We start from the raw sequence: 18,768 nt of genomic DNA, 5'->3' as shown, positions 1-18,768 counted from the left end.
ATCCCATTCAGCCGTTTTTTTGAGCGATAGCGGGATTCCCAAGGGCCTCGTCCTTGGGCGGGGTCAAGGGGCAGCGCCCCTTGCAGGGCTTGGGACAGCGTCCCAATAAAATCCCACCCCCGGTTACTCAGTCATATCAGCAGTAGGCTTCGCATGGGCGCGGCAGTACTGCTGAGCGAGATCGCGAGCTCTCCGGACATACTGCAAACACCCGTCGTTGCCGTGAATGCGGCTCAAGCGCTGATAGGTTTCGTCAATGCTCTGTAAGGCTTCGGGAAGATTACCGTCATAACCGTCAACATTCATCATGAACTCGTCACAAATATCCATTTGATACATGCAGCCACCGGGGCCACGGTCCATGTCACCGCCACCAGAATAGGCATAACACAGTCCCCGAGTCGACTTGAGCGTTCTTTTCTGATGGGCACAGCCAGTGATAGCCAAAAGGCTCAGACAAACCGCCACAATCCAAAATATACGCATACGAGCTTCCTCCTGAAATTTAAACGAACGAATGTCCCAAGGCATCAGCCTGCAATCTTACCAGAGTAAGTATGCCCTGAAATTCTGATGAATTCAAACAATCACTTGACAGTTTGCGGAAAAACCGCAATAGATGTTGCCCACGAGGGAAGCCGGGTGGCAAGGTCGCCGCCAACCCCGTCAGGCCTGAGAAGGAGCAGCGGTAACGGTTGGTCTTGGGTGCTCGGTTTCCCTAGAAGGTGCCGATTCGAAAGAATCGGCACTTTTTTTATGCCCAAAATTCTTCTGCGCACCGAAAAGCACCCCCCTTTCGCCCCCGCCACACAATCACTTTTTATGGTTTCATAGCACAGAGTTTGACACTATAGGTTTTAATAAACCCTATTTACATACTAATTTAAATATCGTATGCAGTGCTATTCACTCCAACTCAAACCGGAGGCGCTATGAAAGCCCGATTCTTTGCCCTGCTTGCGACCGTGGCCTGTATCCTTGGCCTAACCCTTCCTGCTTCTGCCCACTTTGGAATGGTCATTCCGTCCACAGATTTTGCCACCATGAAGCAAAAAACAGCCACAATCACCTACTCATTCTCGCACCCATTTGCAGGTGACGGAATGGAGCTTGTGCGACCTGAAAAAGCTGGCGTCTTCGTCAACGGGAAAATGTATGACCTGACGCAAAAGCTTGAGGCCACAAAAGTGATGAAGCACGGCGCGTGGAGCATTGATTATACATTTAAGCGCCCGGGAGTATATTCATTTTTTATGCAGCCAAAGCCCTACTGGGAGCCAGCTGAGGACTGCTTTATCCAGCACTATACAAAAGTCTGCGTCCCTGCTTTTGGTGCTGATACCGGCTGGGATGAGCCTCTTGGACTGAAGACTGAAATTGTTCCTCTGCTCCGCCCCTTTGGAAACATGGCGGGGAACACATTTGTGGGTCAGGTGATTGTTGACGGCAAACCCGTGCCAAACGCCGAAGTTGAAGTCGAGCTGTATAATAAGGGCCGCTTCAGCCCAGCAACACCCTTTAGTGAAACCCAGGTCATCATAGCCGACCAAAACGGTGTTTTTCACTTCACATGCCCACAGCCCGGCTGGTGGGGATTTGCAGCACTGACGGAAGCAGATTTTACACTTCCTGCCCCAGACGGAAAAAAGAAAAGCGTGGAACTCGGTGCCGTATTCTGGACCTACATGCACGCCTGGAAAAAATAAAATCCCATAACGTCGATGCTCTACATCCCACTGCCACCCTTCCGGGTCTTGCTTTTGCGAGGCTCGGAGGGGTCCAGTCGTTCATGAGCCCTTCTGCGTCGAGCATCTTTGTGAGCCTGCTCTGGAGAATCGTCTGCAACTGCCAGCTCAAAAAGCAGCGCAGAGCTGGTATTCATCATCCCCGCTAAAAATCCTCCCATAAACGCACCACCAGCCGTCCAATACCGGACAACGGTCCAGTCCGAAAAAAGCAAGCCTGCAATAAAGCCCAAAAAACTCCCATAACAAAAGAACATCAGCACGCCGTCTGTACTCATGTCGACAAGCTTCCCCCGCCTGACCCAGCTCCAAAAAGCTGCTGCATAGGCGCCGGAGAATCCACCGACATACCCGGCAAACACAAGAAAAAACGCACCGAGCACAGCGTAGGCAAAATACTGGTCTGCACTCAAAGAAAGCGCAAAGGCATCAACACAGCCCGCGATGATTCCAGCAAAATTGGCACCCAAAAAGCTTCTGATGCGTAACTTAGATTCAATGACATGTAATCCCATCAAGAGAGTCTCCCAGCCTAACTATACGCATGAGTATACACGCTCAGCAAGCGCCTTACGCGCTGGATGGGCAAAAGGGGTGTGTACTTCGCGCAGTCTTAATGGCATACTTGAGCTAGTAAAGCACAGTGCGCCCGTAGGTTTTTCATGTTTCAAAAAATACGCCATGTGCGGCGTATGGTCCAAGCTTGCCACGGTCGCAGGGTTCTCCACACGGAACAGAACTCCGGAACAGGCCCCTTCTTCAATCCGTTTCCCTAAGCACTAGGACACAGATCATGCGAGCAAATCTTCTCGACCTCATACTCATTGGCGTAGGCATCTATGTTGTGCTTCGCTATTTTGCAGGCAAAAACACGCAGGACAAAGAAGACCAGCAGCAGGGTGATGGCAAGCATCGTGCTCTGGACGCATACAAGCGGGCAGAACGCTCGTGGGATGCCCTGCGAAACGACAAAGCTCATGGTCCGGACTCGTCCATGCAGCAAGCAAACTCTCGCCCTCGCCCTGAGGATCTTCGGCCAGATGTGCACGCGCACCAGTCAGAAGACAATGACAGAGAGTTCATTGCTGGAGCCAAGCTTGCTTATGCCCGTATACGTGAAGCATGGGATGCACGCGACTTAGATGACCTGCGTCAGTTTACGACCGAAAAGGCGTACGAGCAGTTTACGGAGCGCTCAATCAATGAACCCCGTTCCGCAAAGACTGAGCTTTTGCTTGTGAATGCAAACCTGATGGACAAAAGCCGCGAAGGACTTATTGAACAGGCGACAGTCCATTTTGATGTGCTCCTGCGCGTGGGCAGCAGCACACAGTCCACAAAAATACAGGAAGTCTGGATTTTTGAGCAGGATACCGGGGATCAGAATTCACACTGGAAACTTGCGTCAACGCGCAAGGCAGGAGCAGAGAACTTCACGCAGTAACCCCCTTTCCAGACGGCCGCAAGTCCCTGTGAGGCCGTATGATTCACCGAATTGGCTGGGCATGTGTGACGTACCAGCGTGGTTTAAGTACCAACACCACCTTTCGTCTGCAAAGCCTCAGCCCAGAAAAGCAAATAGAGACCGCCCTTCGCAATGTTGATGCTCTGGAGAAAATTTCGGAGCTGATGCTTGAGGGCGGTTTTCGTCTTTTTCGGATAGGTCAGTCTCTGGTTCCCTTTGCCTCACACCCCGCCGTTCGGGACAATCCAGCTTTTGACTGGCGTGCGGTACTCCGGGAACCTCTCGCTGCCATAGGCGAAAAGTTTGTCCCCAAAGGCTTTCGCTACTCCATGCACCCGGCCCAGTTTGCAGTGCTGAACTCCCCTCGTCCAGAAGTGGTAAAAAATACCATTGCCGAACTTTCCTACTCCTGTGAAATTCTGGAAATGATGGGCCTAGATACGTCTCACAAGCTTGTTGTTCATGGCGGCGCAGCCTACGGCGACCATGACAAGGCCCTTGCTCAGACAGCGCAGGTTTTTCACACCCTTCCGGACTGCCTAAAAGACCGCATCATCTTTGAAAATGATGAACACGTCTTCACCCTTGAGCAAATACTTGCCCTGTGTGAGGAGACCGGAGCACCGCCTGTTTTCGATATTTTCCACCACAATCTTTTTCCAGGGAATGCCAGCTCTCCAGATGCTCTGACCCGGCTTCTGCAACGCGTCCACGCCCTGTGGCGTGTCGACAGCAGGCACGGCCGCCCCAAAGTCCACCTCTCCTCACAGATGCCTGATGCACGGATTGGTAAACACTCCATCATGATTGATCCTCCTGATACGGCCCAGCTCTGCGAGGCACTGCCTTTTGACGCAGACCTTATGGTCGAAGCCAAGGGCAAACAGGACGCCGCTTTTGAGGTGCAGCAACAGCTTCTCAACGCAGGCTGCCACATTCCCCCAGATGCATAAAAAAAGGCCCGGAATATCCGGGCCTCACGTTTTTCTGTTTGCGGCAAGCGCTACGCAACAAATCGGGCATACAGCCGCATATACGACTCAGCCATAGCGACATCCGTAAAGAGCTTGAGCCGCTCATCACCCTGCGCAACAAGATTCGGAAGCCAGTCGCCTTCACGCTGGGCATCCTGCATCAGGTCGGCAAGCAAAAGCGCCAGAGCCTCCGTATCCTGAGACCGAAAACTTTCGCCACTCTTGCCGGGTTCGACAAGCTCAAGGTTCGACGGCAGGTCAGAACAGACCACAGGCACACCTGCGGCCCAGCCTTCCTTAATGACGCCGCTTGATCCTTCGCCATCCACACTGGGGACGACCAAAAGGTCAAAGTCCGGCAAAACGCTGGAACTTTCCCTGTACCCGAGAAAACGCACGGAAGCCTCAAGCCCAAGCTTTTTGGCCTGCATTTCCAAATCTTTTCGCAGGCGGCCATCGCCCACAATACTTGCATGCCAGTCTGGCACATCACGCATTGCGTTCATCAGCCCAAGGGCATTCAAAAAGACGCCATGTCCTTTCTGCGGGGTCAGGGCGCCAACCATACCAACATGCAGCGAGTTCTTTGACTCAATGACATGCCGAGGATAGCGACGCGGATCAATACCGCTGTGAATCACCGACACATGCTCAGGCTCAAGGCCACTTTCGCGCATGGTTTCGGCAATTTCTGCGCTGACACAGACAACAGCGTCAGCCAGATCGTATTTTTTATGGCTCCATCCCCTGCCCGGCCGGTACGAGACACGGCGGGAATGAATGAGCGCAAAATCTTCTCTGCTCAGAACCTTGAGCGCGGCTCCAAGGGATGCACTCCGAGCGCAGTGCGTCTGCACAAAGCGAATATGGTCCGAGGCAATGCGGCGCAACAGCTTGTATATGCTGCCGGGGTGCCACTCAAAGCGTGAGGGCAGAGAAATCACCTCCACTTCGGCTTCGCGGGCGGCGTCTGCCAGAGGGCTTCCCTCTGGGGTCGCAATAATGGGGCGATACTTTCCAGAATGCGCAAGGTGACGGCACAGGTACAAGACCTGCCGCTGGCCGCCTCGCCATTCCCGCCCAAGGTCAAGCTGGAGGATGGTTTCAGGTTTAGGCATGAAAAATTTGTCCTTTAGAGAAAGCATGAGCGCCGGGGTGAACCTCACCCCGGCGCCTCAAAACGCCCATACTGGGCACGAGTCAGCGGGGCTAAAACGCCTCGCCGTTTTTCGCAATATCATCCTGCAGGAGCTTTCGCAGCTTGCGGGCAACCGCACCCGGACGCACGTCCTGAATGGGTTTGCCGTTGTAGCGAACAATGCTCAGGCATTCCGCGGTGGTGCCGAACACCAGAATCTCGCGTGCTCCATACAGCTCATTTTCCTGAATCTTACGGAACTCGACGGGAATTTCGCCATCCAAAAGATCCAGAGCGCGGAACAGGGTTGTTCCGGCAAGTGCACGGTCAAACTCAGGGACAATGATAGTGCCGCTCTGGTCAACAATGCACATGTTTTCCGTTGCGCCTTCGGCAAGGAAATCATGTTCGTCAAAACAAATCGGATAGTCATAGCCTTTGTCAGTTGCTTCCTGCTTCATGAGGGCATTCGGCAGGTAGTCGACTGACTTAATGGTGGCAATCCAGCTCTGCTTGGCCGGGTAAGAGGTACGGAAAGCAGTAACGCCTTTCTCGTACCACTCCTCTGGCTTGTCATGCAGGGCATAGGCAACCACATACAGGCTTGGCAGGGGGCATTCATCCATAGCGATACCAAAGCCACCGGGACCACGTCCCAGCAAGACACGAATCAGCCCGTCATCCTTCCCAGTTGCCTTTGCGACGTCAAAAAGCACTTCGCGCAGACGCTCCCACGTACAGGGAGGCTGGAGGTGGATGGTTTCAGCCGAGCGTTTCATACGCTTGAGATGCTGCTCCACAAGATACATCCGACGCCCCGTGAATTTCAGCGTTTCAAAAACGCCATCACCACGGTGAACCAGATGGTCATCCCACGGCATAAGCATCAGCTTTGGGTCCTTGCAGATGGCACCAAGGCGGTGCTCATAAAATGCAAGCACGTCATCCGAACCCGGGCGACGCACCGAAAGCATCTTTTTCAGGTACTCTTCGGAATCCAGAACAGGAATCATTTCCCCTCCTCGAGCTTCCGACCTAGGGCACGCGGACCAAATCCCGCTTCACCAGCTCTTCGGCAATCTGCACAGCATTCAGTGCAGCGCCCTTGCGCAGGTTGTCAGCGCAAATCCACATGTTCAGGCCGTTTTCAACAGTATTGTCTTCGCGGATACGACCGACAAAGGTATCATCTTCATCCACAGCCTCAATAGGCATAGGATAAATTTTCTCAGCAGGATTATCCAGCACGCGCACGCCCGGAGCCTGAGAAAGCAGGGCGCGGCATTCAGCAGCAGTCATTTTCTTTTCGGTCTCAATGTTCACAGACTCACTGTGGCCAATGTATACCGGAACACGAACAGCTGTCGGAGAAACGCCAAAGCTGTCGTCACCAAAAATTTTGTGGGTCTCGTGGACCATCTTCATCTCTTCCTTGGTGTAGTCATTCTCAAGGAAGACGTCGATCTGCGGCAGGCAGTTGAAAGCAATGCGGTACGGCATGACTTTCGGCTCGATGGACTCCAGATCAAAGTTGAACATCTGACGCACCTGAGTGGTCATTTCGTCCATAGCTTTCTGTCCGCCACCAGCAACAGCCTGATAGGTCGATACAACGATACGCGTGATCTTTGCAGCGTCATGGATAGGCTTGAGCGGCACCACCATCTGAATGGTGGAGCAGTTCGGGTTGGCAATAATGCCCTTGTGCCAGTCCAGATCGTCTGGGTTAACTTCAGGAACAACCAGCGGGCACTGGTCATCCATGCGCCAGGTGCTGGAGTTGTCAACAACAACACAGCCGCTACGGGCTGCCAGAGGTGCATACTCTTCGGAAACAGCACCACCAGCAGAGAACAGAGCCAGATCGATACCCTCAAAAGAGTCTTCGGTCAGCTCCTGAACGATCACTTTTTCACCATTAAATTCCACTTCACTTCCAGCAGAACGGCTGGAGGCCAGAGGAACGATCTTGCTGACAGGGAACTTGCGAGCCTCGAGAGTCTTGAGCATCTCACGACCAACGGCTCCGGTTGCACCTACCACTGCGACTACAAAAGAATCCTTACCCATGCGAATAACTCCTTTTCCCGACGGTTGCGACACGACGGGTTGAGCTTTTTTTAGTCGACTTCGGCACTGCTGCCGAGTGACCCTACAATATCCAGAACCGCCTCTGCCCTGTTCAGGGTATAGAGATGGACACCGGGAGCACCTTTTTCCAGAAGTTCACGGACCTGCTTTCTAGCCCATGCCATACCCACTTCATAGGCGGCCTTCTGACCTCCACGCGCGTCCGCGGCTTCGAGGTCGAGCAGGAACTTTCCGGGGATACTCGCTCCGCAAAATTGCAGAATGCGCTTCACCGACTGCAAACTCATAATGGGCAGCACGCCGGGAATGATGGGCTTTGTCACGCCCATCGAACGCATGATGTCGACGAAATTCCAATACAACCGATTGTCGAAGAACATCTGGGTCATGACAAAGTCACCGCCCATAGCAAGCTTGTTCTTCAAATATCCATAATCTTCACGAAAGGTCGTGCACTCGGGGTGTCCGTCCGGGTATCCGGCAACAGCAACACCCATTTCCGGGTGCCGCTCGCGGATAAACCGCACCAAATCCGAGGCATGACAAAAATGTTCGCTGTCCGGGACAAAACGCTCCTGACCTTGCGGCGGATCGCCACGAAGAGCCAGAACATTGCTCACCTCAGCCTCTTCGAGCTGATTCAAAAAGCGCTGAATCCGCTCCGGGCTGGCGCCAACGCAGGTCAGGTGGGCCATAGGCTCCAGCTCGTGATCCTGCTTGAGGCGGCGGACAATTTCCAGTGTTTTATCCTGTGTGCTGCCACCAGCTCCATAGGTCACAGACACAAACAGCGGATTCACGGCGCGCAGTTTCTCAACCGTCTCAAAAAATCCCGGAAGGGACTCCTCTTTCTTGGGCGGGAAAAACTCCAGCGAAATGAACGGCTTTTTCTGGGGAATGAGATCTTTTATGCGCACATCCTGCTCCCTTATGCCACTGTCTGCTCCTGCAAGGCATGAACAATGTCCACATCTGCGGCAAGAAATGGCACAGTCACTGGTTCTTTTGGCTCAATCCACATCCACTCATGCCCTTCATGCGCCACGAGCGGCCCGCGAAATTCATCAACATGAAAAAAGCGAAGCCGAACGCGAAAATTATCATAGGCATGAACTTTTTCTGTCCAGAAACGAAAGCTCAGCGGGGTCAGGTTCAGTTCTTCCTGAAGCTCACGCGAAAGCGCCTCTTCAGGGCTTTCCCCCGCTTCAATTTTTCCTCCGGGGAATTCCCAAAAACCTGCCTGCGGCTTTCCTTCGGGACGTTTAATTGCCAAAAAGCGTCCATTTTTCCACAGGATGGCAGCGACAACATCAAGTTGTCCAGACATAGGAACTCCTTACACACTGAATTCGTTACTAAACATAACAGCGTAGGACGGAAGTTTCTGAAAATCAAGCGCCACCAAGCTCCTCGCGACGGGCTTCCAGCTCCTGAATTTCAGCTTCCAGTTCCTCCAGCTCCACCATCTTTTTCTCAGACAGGTCCTGAAGCTCCTTAAAGCGCTTCATCAGGTCCGTGGAACGAGGAACATCAGCGTACACAGAGGGGTCAGCAAGTTCCTGCTCAACATCCCCCTGCTCTTCCAGCACAGCTTCAAATTCTTCCTCAAGCTTGGTGTAGGCGGCTTTCTTGGGTTTCAGTTCCCGATAAATCACATTCCGAGCTTCGGCCTGCCTGCGCTTAAGTTCTTTCTGCTCAGCCCGGCTCAGGCTTGCCCGCGCGGACTTCTTCTCATCGTCAGCCTCAGAATCACCATTCTGCCCAAGCTGCGCCTCGTCTTTTCTGGCCCGGTCATAGCCCTGATAGCCATCAAGGAAGACCTGAACCCGATCCGGACGCAACCACCAGACCTGCTCTGCAACCTCAGAAAGCAAATGACGGTCATGTGCAACCATCAAAATTGTGCCTGTATAGTCCTGCAAGGCCTGAATCAGTGCCTCACGGCTTTCAAGGTCCAAATGGTTGGTGGGTTCGTCAAGAATAAGGAAGTTGGCGCGCTTCAAAAACAGCGTTGCCAAAATCAGACGATTTTTTTCACCACCAGACAGTTCGGAAACGCGACGCTCCCAGAACTCCTCACCCAGCATAAACAAACCAAGAACGCTTCGAAGCTCTTCCTCGGAAGTTCTGGGGTCAGAAAGCCGATGGATTTCAAAAATCACCGATTTGTCGAGCTGCAGGGTATCGGCCTGATGCTGGCTGTAATAGCCAATCACCATGTTTGTTCCGATTTCAATGCGCCCAGTATCAGGCTGGAGCTGCCCCATGATGCACTTGAGCAAAGAAGATTTGCCGCAGCCATTCGGACCAGCAAGCGCGATCTTCTGCCCGTCATACACATTAAAAGAAATATCGTTCCACAGGCGCGGGCCATTCCCATAGGAAAGCGACAGATTCAGAACAGCAAGCGGAGTCTTGTTCCCGCGGGCAGGCTCTGGCCAGCGGAATGACAGCTCACGCTGCTTCTTGATGAGGGGATTTTTCACTCCCTCAAGCTCTTTCTCCATCTTGGCGACCTGCTTCTTGAGGCTATTCGCCTGCCGAGCCTTTGTTGCCTTGTACTGAAAGCGGCGCACAAAATCCATTTTGCGCCCAATCTCACCCGCAATGCGGCGCTCTTCGCGCTTGCGCTGCTCTTCGGTCTCTGCGTACCAGCTCAGAAACTGCGAGAAGGTACCGGGCCGCAGGACAGCCCTGTTGCCACCGAGGAACAAAACATGCGTTGCCACGCGGTCCAAGAAAACCCTGTCATGCGCAACAAAGACGATAACGCCAGCAAAAGAGCGAAGATAATCTTCAAGCCACTCAACAGCTTCGAGATCCAGATGGTTGGTCGGTTCGTCAAGCAGCAGGACGTCAGCACCTGCAACAAGAATACGGGCAAGCTTTGCACGCTCACGCCAACCACCGGACAGGGCTTCCAGCGTCGAGTTCCATTTCTCTTCAGAAAACCCAAGTCCAGACAGCACAGCCTTGGCCTTGTGCTCAGGATTGTAGCCATAGGTATGTTCCAGCGCGGCCTGTTCCAGACTCAGCGCATTCAGTGCGTTCTGGTCTCCGGCCTCTGTTGCCCGGTCCCATTTGTCCCAGAACTCCTGCCATGACGGCAGAACATCCAGAACAAAGTTCAGGACCGTCCGCTTCAGGTCCTGCGGGGCAAGCTCCTGCATGGAATACCCAAGGCGTACGTCCTTGGCCATGTTCACCTTGCCTGTGTCAGCACCTTCGATGCCTGCAAGGATTTTGATAAACGTCGATTTGCCGCAGCCATTCGGGCCAGAAACAGCAAGACGCATTCCGGGGGTAATCTCAAGGGAAAAGGCTTCAAAAAGATCCCGGCCCCCAAAGGACTTGGAAAGACTCTGAATAGAAACTCTCGACATAAAAATATCTGCTTATATCTCCCCAATACGCAAAGTTTTGCTGCTTTGGGGCACTGTGTGGTGTTTATTTGAATATGGCGCGGAGTGCGCCACAGCTTCGCTTCGTAACAGGGAATACGCTGCGACGAAAGTGTTTCCTGTATGGAAAACGAAAAAGCCCTGCTCCAGCGTCGCGACGCCCTGCAAAAAAGAAAAAAAAGAGGCGCGCACATGACCTGTGCGGTACACGTGAGCGCCTCGGAATTCCTCGTAGGGAAAACGCCGGTCATCCCGGCACGGAAAAACTTAGGAGAGCTTTTCCTGAGCGTCGCACATGCTTGTACGGCGCATGAGCATCAGGCTCAAAACAGGGCCTGACACAATATAGGCAAACATTCCCACAAAGCCCAGAACCTTAGGCTCGGATGCCACCATGACAAAAATCAGGGTCGCAGTCACAGCCGAAGAGAACGGATGCGCTTTGAGGAAACCGTATTCTTTGAAAGAGATGTAGCGAACCCGGCTGACCATCAGGTAGGACAGCACATACGTCAGCACCAGCACAAAGCCGGGCAGGAAACGCTGCATTTCTGCCGGAATATACGGAGCAAAAAGAACCAGTGTTGCAAAAGTACAGGCCTGAGCCGGAATAGGCAGGCCAATGAAATACTTTTTGGATGCTGTCGGGGCCGCAACGTTGAATCGGGCCAGACGCAAAGCACCACAGGCAATAATCAAGAACGAAGCCATAAGACCAAGGCGACCGTAATCATGCAGCAGCCACTGATAGGTCAAAATAGCGGGGGTGACGCCAAAGGCAACAAGGTCTGCCAAAGAGTCGTACTGCACGCCAAAATCACTGGACGTGCCTGTCAGACGAGCAACCTTTCCATCAAGACCGTCACAAAGACCACTCAGGAGAATGGCAATGCCACACATTTCAAAACGACCTTCAAACGCCCACATCATCCCCATAAATCCTGCAAACAGACTTGCTGTTGTAAACAGGTTGGGCAAGACATAAACGCCCTTACGTACGGGCTTGTGTTTTTCTGCGTGCATTTCTTCCCCTTTCCTCATTATTTTTTCCGAGCCAGAACACTCTGACCCGCAAAGACGATATCGCCTACCTGAACGTCAGAGACATAGTCTTCGGGTAAATAGACGTCAAGCCGTGAACCAAACTTGATAAGTCCGTAACGATTACCACGGACAATGCTATCGCCCTCTTCTGCCCAGCATACAATGCGGCGGGCAATGAGACCTGCAATCTGCACAACAGTCCAGTGCTGGCCGTCTTCGTCCTCAACACCCATAGCAAGGCGCTCATTGTCTTTGCTGGCCTTGTCCAAAGAAGCATTGAAGAACTTGCCGGGGATGTACAGCAGTTTCTTAACAGTTCCGGTCACCGGGATACGGTTCACGTGAACATTGAAAACATTCATAAAGACGCAGACGACCGTGCGCTCTTCGCCAGTCAGCGGATCAGCTTCGCGGGCAATCTTGCAGATTTTGCCATCAGCAGGAGAAACAGCAACGCCCTTGTCCTGCGGCACAACGCGGGCAGGATCTCGGAAAAAGTGTCCGACAAACGCGGTGACGATAAATGCCAGAAGCGCCAAAAATGGCAGCTCGCAGATAGCGAGAACCAAAGTCAACAGGACACAAAGCCCAAAGAAGGGCATACCTTCGAGACTCATTCCAATGGAGGGTTTCTGCATGTACTATCCTTGTTCTTTCCCCAGATCGGGGCACAACGCTAAAAATTCTTTTTCAAAGGACTCGCGGTCCGTATACAGGATGGTCTTCAAACCAAGTGACTGGGCACGGCGAATGTGTCCAGCAAAATCATCCACAAACAGCGCACGCTCAGGAGCAAGGTCCAGCTCTTCCAAAAGCGCAGTAAAGGCCTTGAGTTCCTTTTTCGTTGTGCCAGTCCGGTAGGAATTGTGCACGACGTCAAAGAAACGATAAAAGCCCTTGGACTCGTTCATTTCATCCAGCCAGTTGGTCTGGTCGCTCAGTATGGCGACCTTGTAACCAGCCTTGGAAAGCTGCTCCACATACGCAAACATAAAATCACGGATAATGAATCGGGAAAGAATTTCATGACGCAAAAACGCATCAGAATCGCTGATTCCAGTCCGTTCACGAAAACGCGTCCAAAACTCTTTCTCGTCAATGCGGCCGACAGCAAAGCCATCTTTCCGCACAATATCTACAGCGATGTCACCAAGTTCTTTCCCATCCTTTCCATAGCGCTCACCAAGCGCCATAAAACCATTGAAAAAGCCCTCTTCGGCAAGAACACCACCAAAATCAAATATCACGGCATCACAATTCTTGCGAGCACTTGCACTCATTGCACTCTCTCCACTTTACACTTGAGGCTAAAACATCTGCCCCATACGCGACTGCAAACGCTCAACAACTGCACGGGACGCAGTGTGTGGCACCACAGGCTCTGTCGCCTTGGGGAGCTGCAAATCGCATCCGAATGGCGTTTTGGCAGACAGGCAGTTCCAGGCATGTACCAAAAGCTGCTCAAGGCTCACGACATCAGCCGCATTATAGGCCAAAAGCGTTTCCAGCACTTCCGGGTCGCGAGTCCTCTGGTATTCGTTCCACAGAACAATGGCAAAATAGCCATTCACACCATCAAGTTCCTCGCGGTCCATTCCTATCTGCTTTTCGCACTGCTTGAGTCCACCGGTAAAACCAAGCGCTTTGAGAATATAACGCAAATCCAGATGCGCCATATTCAGCTTGATCTGAAAGTACCGCTCAATAAACGGGGCATCGAACGTTTTGCCGTTGTACGTCACAAGCAAAGAAAAGTCCCGAATATCATCCTGAAAATCTTCCAGATTCTGACCATATACGTAGGTTTTTACCTCTCCATGCCCATACAGGGCAATAGACGTAATGTGGTCTTCTCCGATGCCAAGGCCAGTGGTTTCAATATCCACATACGCCGCATCATCCCGAAATGCCCGAAAAAGCCGCCAGTGCTGTGCGCTCGGCAAAAGGCGCTGAAAATACAACGCATCGCCAGCATTCAGCCGTTCACGAGCCTCCTCCACATACTGCCGTACCCATGTGGTTTTGGTCTTCAGCAGGCGCTCTGCTTCTGGCGCAAAGACATCATCCCAAGAGCTGAGTCCAGCGTTCCAGTATTTTTCTTCCGTGCCAACGCCAACGCGCGGAATAAGGCAAAAAGAATGTTCAAGCATTCGGATATGGTCCTTTTTGAAAACAGTGTTTGTTCGAAGCTTGTACGCAGAGCACAGAGAAAACTCAAGACCTGCCCCTCCGGGCAGGGTTCCGATCTTTAGCGCATGTGCAGGAGGATTTACGGGAAATACGGGGGTCGAGGACGCATCGCGCCAAGGACTTCACTGTAGGTCAGTTCCGAAAGTCGAAACTCTGGAGCACGTCTATCAATATGCGAATAATACCGCAGCAGGCACAGATAGCGCCGCATCTGCTCAGTCACAAGGAACTGCCGACGCACCAGTTCTTTTCCTTTTCTGGCAGTGGCAACGCAACGCTCCTGCCCTGTCAGCAACTCGTGCATGGCCTCAGCAATAGCTGAAATATCCAGAGGGTCGACAGCACGCCCAGTCTCGCCATCCAAAATCTGGGCAGCAATACCACCAACCCGAGATCCAACAACAGGCGTGCCCTGCCACAGGGCTTCACTCACGACCAGCCCAAAGCCTTCTCGGGTCGAAACATGCAAAAAGCCCGCGGCCACCCGCAGCAGGCTCCCAACCACAGCGTCGTTGTCCGGAACATTCACGAAAAAGAAAATGTCTGGGTCGCCATCAGCCAGCTTTTGCAAGTCTTCCAAGACCTCCAGCCCCTCCGGGTCATCGCTGGCCGTGTTGCCAAGAAAAACAAGCTGTGGGCGCGGGTCATACCGATGCTCTTTTTTCAGCTGAGCAAAAGCCCGGACCAGCGTGGCCTGATTCTTGTGAATATCATACCGCGACACTGCAGCAAGAATGGGACGCTCCATGTCAATGCCTTCCTGCTCAAACAGCGCATCCAGTGTGTCCTGCGATTCTTCAAGCGTTCGCTCCCGGTTCTTCTCACAAAGCGGATCTATTGCGGGCTGAATCTGGTACACAGGGATTTGCAACCCAGTCCCCACAAATTCCGGCATCGTAAAAATCGCCCCGGCACAGTGATTGATATATGGGAGCAAAAAACGCCAGACAATCTCCTGTGGGCCTGAGGTATCAATATGGCAGCGCCACAGCATATTGCCATAGATCACCCCATTCATCACGAGCGCAGCAGGCTGCGGGTCATGGATAACAACGAGATCAGAAGTAATGAAGGTTCGGCGGGCATTCTCATCTATGGTCCCGAGGTATGCCCCAAAAATTTCTTCCAGCGACAACGGCAGGTTTTTGCCCTGCAACATATTATGAAATTTCTTTGTGACCCGAAAAAAAGGCTCATCCCCCTGAAGCACATGCCAGTGGGAATCTATTCCCAAGCCTCTCGCCAGCGGCACAAGCCCCCGAAGCATTTCTGCCACTCCCCCGCCATCCGCTGTCGAATTCACATTCGCCCAGCTTTTTTCCTGCAAGGGGCGACTCAGGCGTCGCAACTCTTCAATCACACTGCGACCAACGACAGGTTCATACTCCTGTGGCCAGCGGACGCTCTCAGGGTCCACGCTTTCCAAATGAAGCTGACGAGATTCCGACATGACGCTCTCCCAGGCCTCCTAGCCTCCGAACTGGTCTCGAACCTTACGCAAAAATTCTGCCACATGCTCTGACGGTACAGGCGACTGATCGAGCTGCATATCCCGCAGGCACGCCACGAGATTCCAGCTTGGCGTCAGCATTTCCTCAAAAGAGAATTCAAGCTCCCGAACAAGAGTTTCTTCCTGTTCCATTCGCACAGACAAACTCCATTGCCCCTCAAAGCGCCGCCACGTGGAATGCAACTCTGCCTCTCTTGCTTCGGAGCCTGCCTGAATAAGGTCCAGCAAGTGACGCAACGTGAACGACTCGCGTTTTTGCCCTGTTACCCCAAGAAATTCACCACCAGAGCTTTGGATAACAAGGGGGAGCACCAAGAACTGTTCCGGAGGCATATGCTGGCTGCCGCCTGCCGTACTCAACGTTCGCAGCAACAGCGCACGCAGGGTATGATTTTCCTGCCGCAAGCCCTGAACACGATGAGTCAGGCTCGCCTGCGCCTTTGCTTTTGCCGTTACATCCTTTTGCATACGGGCCTCAAGCTGTTCCTTTTCACGGCGCAAAGCCCTCAGAGCCTGTTGCAGATCTCCGCACTGGTCATCAAGCTGGCACTGTTCCGTGAGCAACTCACTCACCTTGCTCAGGACTTCGGTCAGCGCACGAGCCAGTTCAGGAACATTTCGGCACCAAATTCCATCCGCCCCACCACCTCGGCGCAGCAGCTTCGAGTAGCGTATCGCAAGGCGGCGTTCGATTTGTCGATGCGTTAAATTTTGTTGAGAAAGCTCACGGATTTCACGAAAAATTTCGAGAGAGGCAGGGGGATACGATCGACGCATGCCACGCCGAACATAGGGGATGAACGTACTAAAACGCTCACGGTATGCAGTTATTGTCGATGCGGGGATGTCGAGCTGACGCGATACCTCGCGCAGGCTCATACATGGCAGGTGCAGTTTCATTGCGGCCCTCCAGTGCACGTGCATGGCAAAAAAAGAAAGATACTCCCATCCCATGCATACCACGCTTTCGCCCGCAGGACACGTACTTTCGCCCGCCGGGGTGAGGCACACTCGGCTCTCACCCCACCAAAACACCGTGTTAAGAAAGTTCAAGACCACGGCGGCGTTGTGCTCGAAGCTCTTCAACGCGCAACATATGCACACGACCCCGTCTTTCCTGCTGGACATTGCTCCACACCACCCAGCAGTACACAAGGCACAAAAAGACAAGCAATGCAGGTCCTTCTGGCCATGAAACAAAGGCCATGTATGCGCCACATGCCGTCGCCAAAACAAGCTTTGGCACCCACCACCAAGCTCCACAGCATCGCATCAGCATCCTCACGATCGGATTGGTCTCCCAACCTCCATTTCGCAACACGCGAGAAGTAGTCACCACGTCTGCAATCTGCAAAGCCGCAAACACTATGAACACCGAAACAGCAAGCACAGTCTGCGTTCCAGTCATTATATACCTCCGTATAGAACTGACCCCCTATTGCACAGACCGCTTTGTCACATTCTATTGCAGTGCTCACGCCCTTTAACTCTTTCATTCTTCATACTTCTTGCATTTCTCATTTTATGCAAGTGCTTTTTAATCCATAGCAGGAGAAGGGTATATAAAGTCGCGGCAGGCGCAATATCGGTGTTTAACAGATCTAAAAAAAACTCGCGGAAATACCCGCGAGACAAGCAGCAGAGGGACTTTCCCTGGCTAACACAGGCCGAATGTGAATTATGTCACGACGATGACGAGAGTGACGCTTTTTTCTTCTAGCGTGAGGGGGGAGGCGTTTGAATCACCCGAAACGACGGGGGTTTTCGGGCATAAAAAAAGCGCTGCAAGCAAAAACTTACAGCGCTGTATATGCGTGGTGGGTCATCAGGGACTCGAACCCCGAACCAATGGATTAAGAGTCCACTGCTCTACCAATTGAGCCAATGACCCACAATTCGGACGGCATGCCGTCGGAGTGAGAGAGAAACTACTCAGCCACGTGGACCTTGTCAATAATTTTTCTCTTTTTTCTCCAACTAGAATTCAGCATGGCTCACAGGCGAATCTTAACGAATTTCCCCCGGAAAAGCATCCCGCAGGAGCTTCGGCTCCCAGAAAAGTGAGTAGTTGCGGCGCGATCTTCGCTCAAGGTATCCGTGCTCCTCCGCCCACTCCTCAAGGACAGAAAAATCCCGGACATGGCCACGCCCCTCTTTCAGCGTATAGCGAATTTCATTCGAAATATAGTTCAGCACGCCCGTATAGCTTTGGCCCCGAATTGAAGAAATCAGTCGGCTCGCCTGATAAGGACGTCGAGGAATATACTGATTCCCCTTTTCAATCGCCCGCAGCAATCTCTTTATCTTGACCGCCTGCTCCCGCGCCGTCTGTCGCGTACTCACCAGCCATGCCGTTTTCACATCAATCCCGTTTTCACAGAATATTATCACTGGTTGCCCACGCATCAGGCGAAGCGCCGTCTCTGTCGGAACCCCATGTTGCGCCATTGCATCAATTTCACCCGTTGCCAGCGCACACGGCATTTCCTTTTTCTTCATTTCCACAATGCGCAGCTTTTGAGGATTCAGCCCATGCGCCTCAAGAAAAGCATCAAGGTAATAGTGGCCGCTTGAGCCATACACAACACCAATCTTCTTCCCCAAAAGATCCCTCATGGAGTTGATCCCTGACTTTTGACGGCACAAAATCTTTGTCTGATTTTCCGTCGTCGACAGCATCGCAAGGATACAGACGCGTTGAGGATCAGGATCTGCCAGCACGAATCCCGTACGGTTCACAGCTACAAGGTCTGCCTCCCCCCGAAGCATCCCTTTTAGCCCCTCAAAGCTATTACTATATGGACGGATTGCCACATCAACCCGCTCCTCAGCACAAAAACCACGCGCTATCGCTACGGATATGGCTCCTGCCATCTCGCCCGAACCCGTCGCCACAACCAGCCGACGGGCCTCCGCAACGTCTGCCAGCACAAGCATTGCCAGCATTAAAACTACACTCTTCAACACATTCATAGACTCTTGCCCTACACTCGTTCGTCTGTTTCCCCTCGCTATATCACATATAAAATTATCCAGCACATCACGCAAGTGGTCGTAATTGCGAAACTTCTCTCCCAATCTTTGGGCATAAAAAAAGCGCTGCAAGCAATGCTTACAGCGCTGAATATGCGTGGTGGGTCATCAGGGACTCGAACCCCGAACCAATGGATTAAGAGTCCACTGCTCTACCAATTGAGCCAATGACCCACG

The 18,768-nt window shown here is 52.6% G+C and carries 19 protein-coding genes, 2 tRNA genes and 1 other RNA gene; 4 read left to right on the top strand and 18 right to left on the bottom strand.

What is annotated here, in order from left to right:
• Window positions 1-123 precede the first annotated feature (123 nt).
• Window positions 124-486: a hypothetical protein gene (locus tag B5D23_RS03215; protein ID WP_078683969.1), complete on the bottom strand. Its 363-nt coding sequence runs from the start codon at window positions 484-486 to the stop codon at window positions 124-126.
• Between the two features lie 143 nt (window positions 487-629).
• On the opposite strand from B5D23_RS03215, the gene ffs reads away from it, so the two are divergent.
• Window positions 630-725: signal recognition particle sRNA small type (gene ffs, locus B5D23_RS03210), an RNA gene on the top strand.
• A gap of 207 nt (window positions 726-932) precedes the next feature.
• The gene (locus tag B5D23_RS03205; protein ID WP_078683968.1) at window positions 933-1,706 is read left to right on the top strand and encodes a DUF4198 domain-containing protein; all 774 of its coding nucleotides are present in this window, start codon (window positions 933-935) and stop codon (window positions 1,704-1,706) included.
• A gap of 20 nt (window positions 1,707-1,726) precedes the next feature.
• Here B5D23_RS03205 and B5D23_RS03200 read toward each other — a convergent pair whose 3' ends face one another.
• Window positions 1,727-2,263 (bottom strand): MFS transporter, encoded by a 537-nt coding sequence (locus B5D23_RS03200; protein WP_144012523.1) that lies wholly within the window; start codon window positions 2,261-2,263, stop codon window positions 1,727-1,729.
• Window positions 2,264-2,538: 275 nt separating this feature from the next.
• Between B5D23_RS03200 and B5D23_RS03195 the strand changes: the two genes are divergently transcribed.
• Both B5D23_RS03195 and uvsE read left to right on the top strand, forming a co-directional pair.
• On the top strand, window positions 2,539-3,189 hold the full coding sequence (locus B5D23_RS03195) for a Tim44 domain-containing protein (protein WP_078683966.1): 651 nt from the start codon (window positions 2,539-2,541) through the stop codon (window positions 3,187-3,189).
• 38 nt (window positions 3,190-3,227) lie between these two features.
• A complete protein-coding gene (gene uvsE / locus B5D23_RS03190; protein ID WP_078683965.1) occupies window positions 3,228-4,163 on the top strand; it encodes a UV DNA damage repair endonuclease UvsE in 936 nt (311 codons plus the stop codon).
• Window positions 4,164-4,213: 50 nt separating this feature from the next.
• Here uvsE and B5D23_RS03185 read toward each other — a convergent pair whose 3' ends face one another.
• From B5D23_RS03185 to B5D23_RS03110, 16 genes are all read right to left on the bottom strand, one after another.
• A complete protein-coding gene (locus tag B5D23_RS03185) occupies window positions 4,214-5,302 on the bottom strand; it encodes a glycosyltransferase (RefSeq protein WP_078683964.1) in 1,089 nt (362 codons plus the stop codon).
• 91 nt (window positions 5,303-5,393) lie between these two features.
• Window positions 5,394-6,335: an aminotransferase class IV gene (locus B5D23_RS03180; protein WP_078683963.1), complete on the bottom strand. Its 942-nt coding sequence runs from the start codon at window positions 6,333-6,335 to the stop codon at window positions 5,394-5,396.
• 22 nt (window positions 6,336-6,357) lie between these two features.
• Complete coding sequence (locus B5D23_RS03175; RefSeq protein WP_078683962.1) at window positions 6,358-7,392, bottom strand: aspartate-semialdehyde dehydrogenase; 1,035 nt, start codon at window positions 7,390-7,392, stop codon at window positions 6,358-6,360.
• Between the two features lie 50 nt (window positions 7,393-7,442).
• Entirely contained in the window at window positions 7,443-8,330 is an 888-nt protein-coding gene (gene metF / locus B5D23_RS03170) for a methylenetetrahydrofolate reductase [NAD(P)H] (protein WP_078683961.1), read from the bottom strand.
• Between the two features lie 11 nt (window positions 8,331-8,341).
• Entirely contained in the window at window positions 8,342-8,740 is a 399-nt protein-coding gene (locus B5D23_RS03165) for a (deoxy)nucleoside triphosphate pyrophosphohydrolase (RefSeq protein WP_078683960.1), read from the bottom strand.
• A gap of 64 nt (window positions 8,741-8,804) precedes the next feature.
• On the bottom strand, window positions 8,805-10,796 hold the full coding sequence (locus B5D23_RS03160) for an ATP-binding cassette domain-containing protein (protein WP_078683959.1): 1,992 nt from the start codon (window positions 10,794-10,796) through the stop codon (window positions 8,805-8,807).
• Window positions 10,797-11,081: 285 nt separating this feature from the next.
• The gene (gene pssA / locus B5D23_RS03155; RefSeq protein WP_078683958.1) at window positions 11,082-11,837 is read right to left on the bottom strand and encodes a CDP-diacylglycerol--serine O-phosphatidyltransferase; all 756 of its coding nucleotides are present in this window, start codon (window positions 11,835-11,837) and stop codon (window positions 11,082-11,084) included.
• 17 nt (window positions 11,838-11,854) lie between these two features.
• Complete coding sequence (locus B5D23_RS03150) at window positions 11,855-12,496, bottom strand: phosphatidylserine decarboxylase family protein (protein ID WP_078683957.1); 642 nt, start codon at window positions 12,494-12,496, stop codon at window positions 11,855-11,857.
• Window positions 12,497-12,499: 3 nt separating this feature from the next.
• Window positions 12,500-13,138 (bottom strand): HAD family hydrolase, encoded by a 639-nt coding sequence (locus B5D23_RS03145; RefSeq protein ID WP_078683956.1) that lies wholly within the window; start codon window positions 13,136-13,138, stop codon window positions 12,500-12,502.
• A gap of 27 nt (window positions 13,139-13,165) precedes the next feature.
• The gene (locus B5D23_RS03140) at window positions 13,166-14,008 is read right to left on the bottom strand and encodes a ribonuclease H-like domain-containing protein (protein WP_078683955.1); all 843 of its coding nucleotides are present in this window, start codon (window positions 14,006-14,008) and stop codon (window positions 13,166-13,168) included.
• Window positions 14,009-14,127: 119 nt separating this feature from the next.
• The gene (locus tag B5D23_RS03135; protein ID WP_078683954.1) at window positions 14,128-15,498 is read right to left on the bottom strand and encodes a glycosyltransferase; all 1,371 of its coding nucleotides are present in this window, start codon (window positions 15,496-15,498) and stop codon (window positions 14,128-14,130) included.
• Between the two features lie 18 nt (window positions 15,499-15,516).
• The gene (locus B5D23_RS03130; RefSeq protein WP_159445887.1) at window positions 15,517-16,458 is read right to left on the bottom strand and encodes a MerR family transcriptional regulator; all 942 of its coding nucleotides are present in this window, start codon (window positions 16,456-16,458) and stop codon (window positions 15,517-15,519) included.
• A 139-nt stretch (window positions 16,459-16,597) separates the two neighbouring features.
• Window positions 16,598-16,966: a DUF5658 family protein gene (locus B5D23_RS14890; RefSeq protein WP_144012522.1), complete on the bottom strand. Its 369-nt coding sequence runs from the start codon at window positions 16,964-16,966 to the stop codon at window positions 16,598-16,600.
• Between the two features lie 407 nt (window positions 16,967-17,373).
• Window positions 17,374-17,449: transfer RNA gene (locus B5D23_RS03120), tRNA-Lys, on the bottom strand.
• Window positions 17,450-17,565: 116 nt separating this feature from the next.
• Window positions 17,566-18,504: an ABC transporter substrate-binding protein gene (locus B5D23_RS03115; protein WP_159445886.1), complete on the bottom strand. Its 939-nt coding sequence runs from the start codon at window positions 18,502-18,504 to the stop codon at window positions 17,566-17,568.
• A gap of 185 nt (window positions 18,505-18,689) precedes the next feature.
• Window positions 18,690-18,765: transfer RNA gene (locus B5D23_RS03110), tRNA-Lys, on the bottom strand.
• Window positions 18,766-18,768 lie beyond the last annotated feature (3 nt).

The organism is Desulfobaculum bizertense DSM 18034 (genome assembly GCF_900167065.1).
Classification (GTDB): domain Bacteria; phylum Desulfobacterota; class Desulfovibrionia; order Desulfovibrionales; family Desulfovibrionaceae; genus Desulfobaculum; species Desulfobaculum bizertense.
This window is presented reverse-complemented; position numbering and strand designations above follow the sequence as displayed.

Bases quoted from the DNA above. Each gene is read 5' to 3' on its own strand.
- B5D23_RS03205 (WP_078683968.1), top strand. From the start codon at position 933: ATGAAAGCCCGATTCTTTGCCCTGCTTGCGACCGTGGCCTGTATCCTT.
- pssA (WP_078683958.1), bottom strand. From the start codon at position 11,837: ATGCACGCAGAAAAACACAAGCCCGTACGTAAGGGCGTTTATGTCTTG.
- uvsE (WP_078683965.1), top strand. From the start codon at position 3,228: ATGATTCACCGAATTGGCTGGGCATGTGTGACGTACCAGCGTGGTTTA.
- B5D23_RS03180 (WP_078683963.1), bottom strand. From the start codon at position 6,335: ATGATTCCTGTTCTGGATTCCGAAGAGTACCTGAAAAAGATGCTTTCG.
- B5D23_RS03115 (WP_159445886.1), bottom strand. From the start codon at position 18,504: ATGCTGGCAATGCTTGTGCTGGCAGACGTTGCGGAGGCCCGTCGGCTG.
- B5D23_RS03140 (WP_078683955.1), bottom strand. From the start codon at position 14,008: ATGCTTGAACATTCTTTTTGCCTTATTCCGCGCGTTGGCGTTGGCACG.
- B5D23_RS03215 (WP_078683969.1), bottom strand. From the start codon at position 486: ATGCGTATATTTTGGATTGTGGCGGTTTGTCTGAGCCTTTTGGCTATC.
- B5D23_RS14890 (WP_144012522.1), bottom strand. From the start codon at position 16,966: ATGACTGGAACGCAGACTGTGCTTGCTGTTTCGGTGTTCATAGTGTTT.
- B5D23_RS03195 (WP_078683966.1), top strand. From the start codon at position 2,539: ATGCGAGCAAATCTTCTCGACCTCATACTCATTGGCGTAGGCATCTAT.
- B5D23_RS03130 (WP_159445887.1), bottom strand. From the start codon at position 16,458: ATGAAACTGCACCTGCCATGTATGAGCCTGCGCGAGGTATCGCGTCAG.
- B5D23_RS03175 (WP_078683962.1), bottom strand. From the start codon at position 7,392: ATGGGTAAGGATTCTTTTGTAGTCGCAGTGGTAGGTGCAACCGGAGCC.
- B5D23_RS03150 (WP_078683957.1), bottom strand. From the start codon at position 12,496: ATGCAGAAACCCTCCATTGGAATGAGTCTCGAAGGTATGCCCTTCTTT.
- B5D23_RS03185 (WP_078683964.1), bottom strand. From the start codon at position 5,302: ATGCCTAAACCTGAAACCATCCTCCAGCTTGACCTTGGGCGGGAATGG.
- B5D23_RS03165 (WP_078683960.1), bottom strand. From the start codon at position 8,740: ATGTCTGGACAACTTGATGTTGTCGCTGCCATCCTGTGGAAAAATGGA.
- B5D23_RS03135 (WP_078683954.1), bottom strand. From the start codon at position 15,498: ATGTCGGAATCTCGTCAGCTTCATTTGGAAAGCGTGGACCCTGAGAGC.
- B5D23_RS03160 (WP_078683959.1), bottom strand. From the start codon at position 10,796: ATGTCGAGAGTTTCTATTCAGAGTCTTTCCAAGTCCTTTGGGGGCCGG.
- B5D23_RS03145 (WP_078683956.1), bottom strand. From the start codon at position 13,138: ATGAGTGCAAGTGCTCGCAAGAATTGTGATGCCGTGATATTTGATTTT.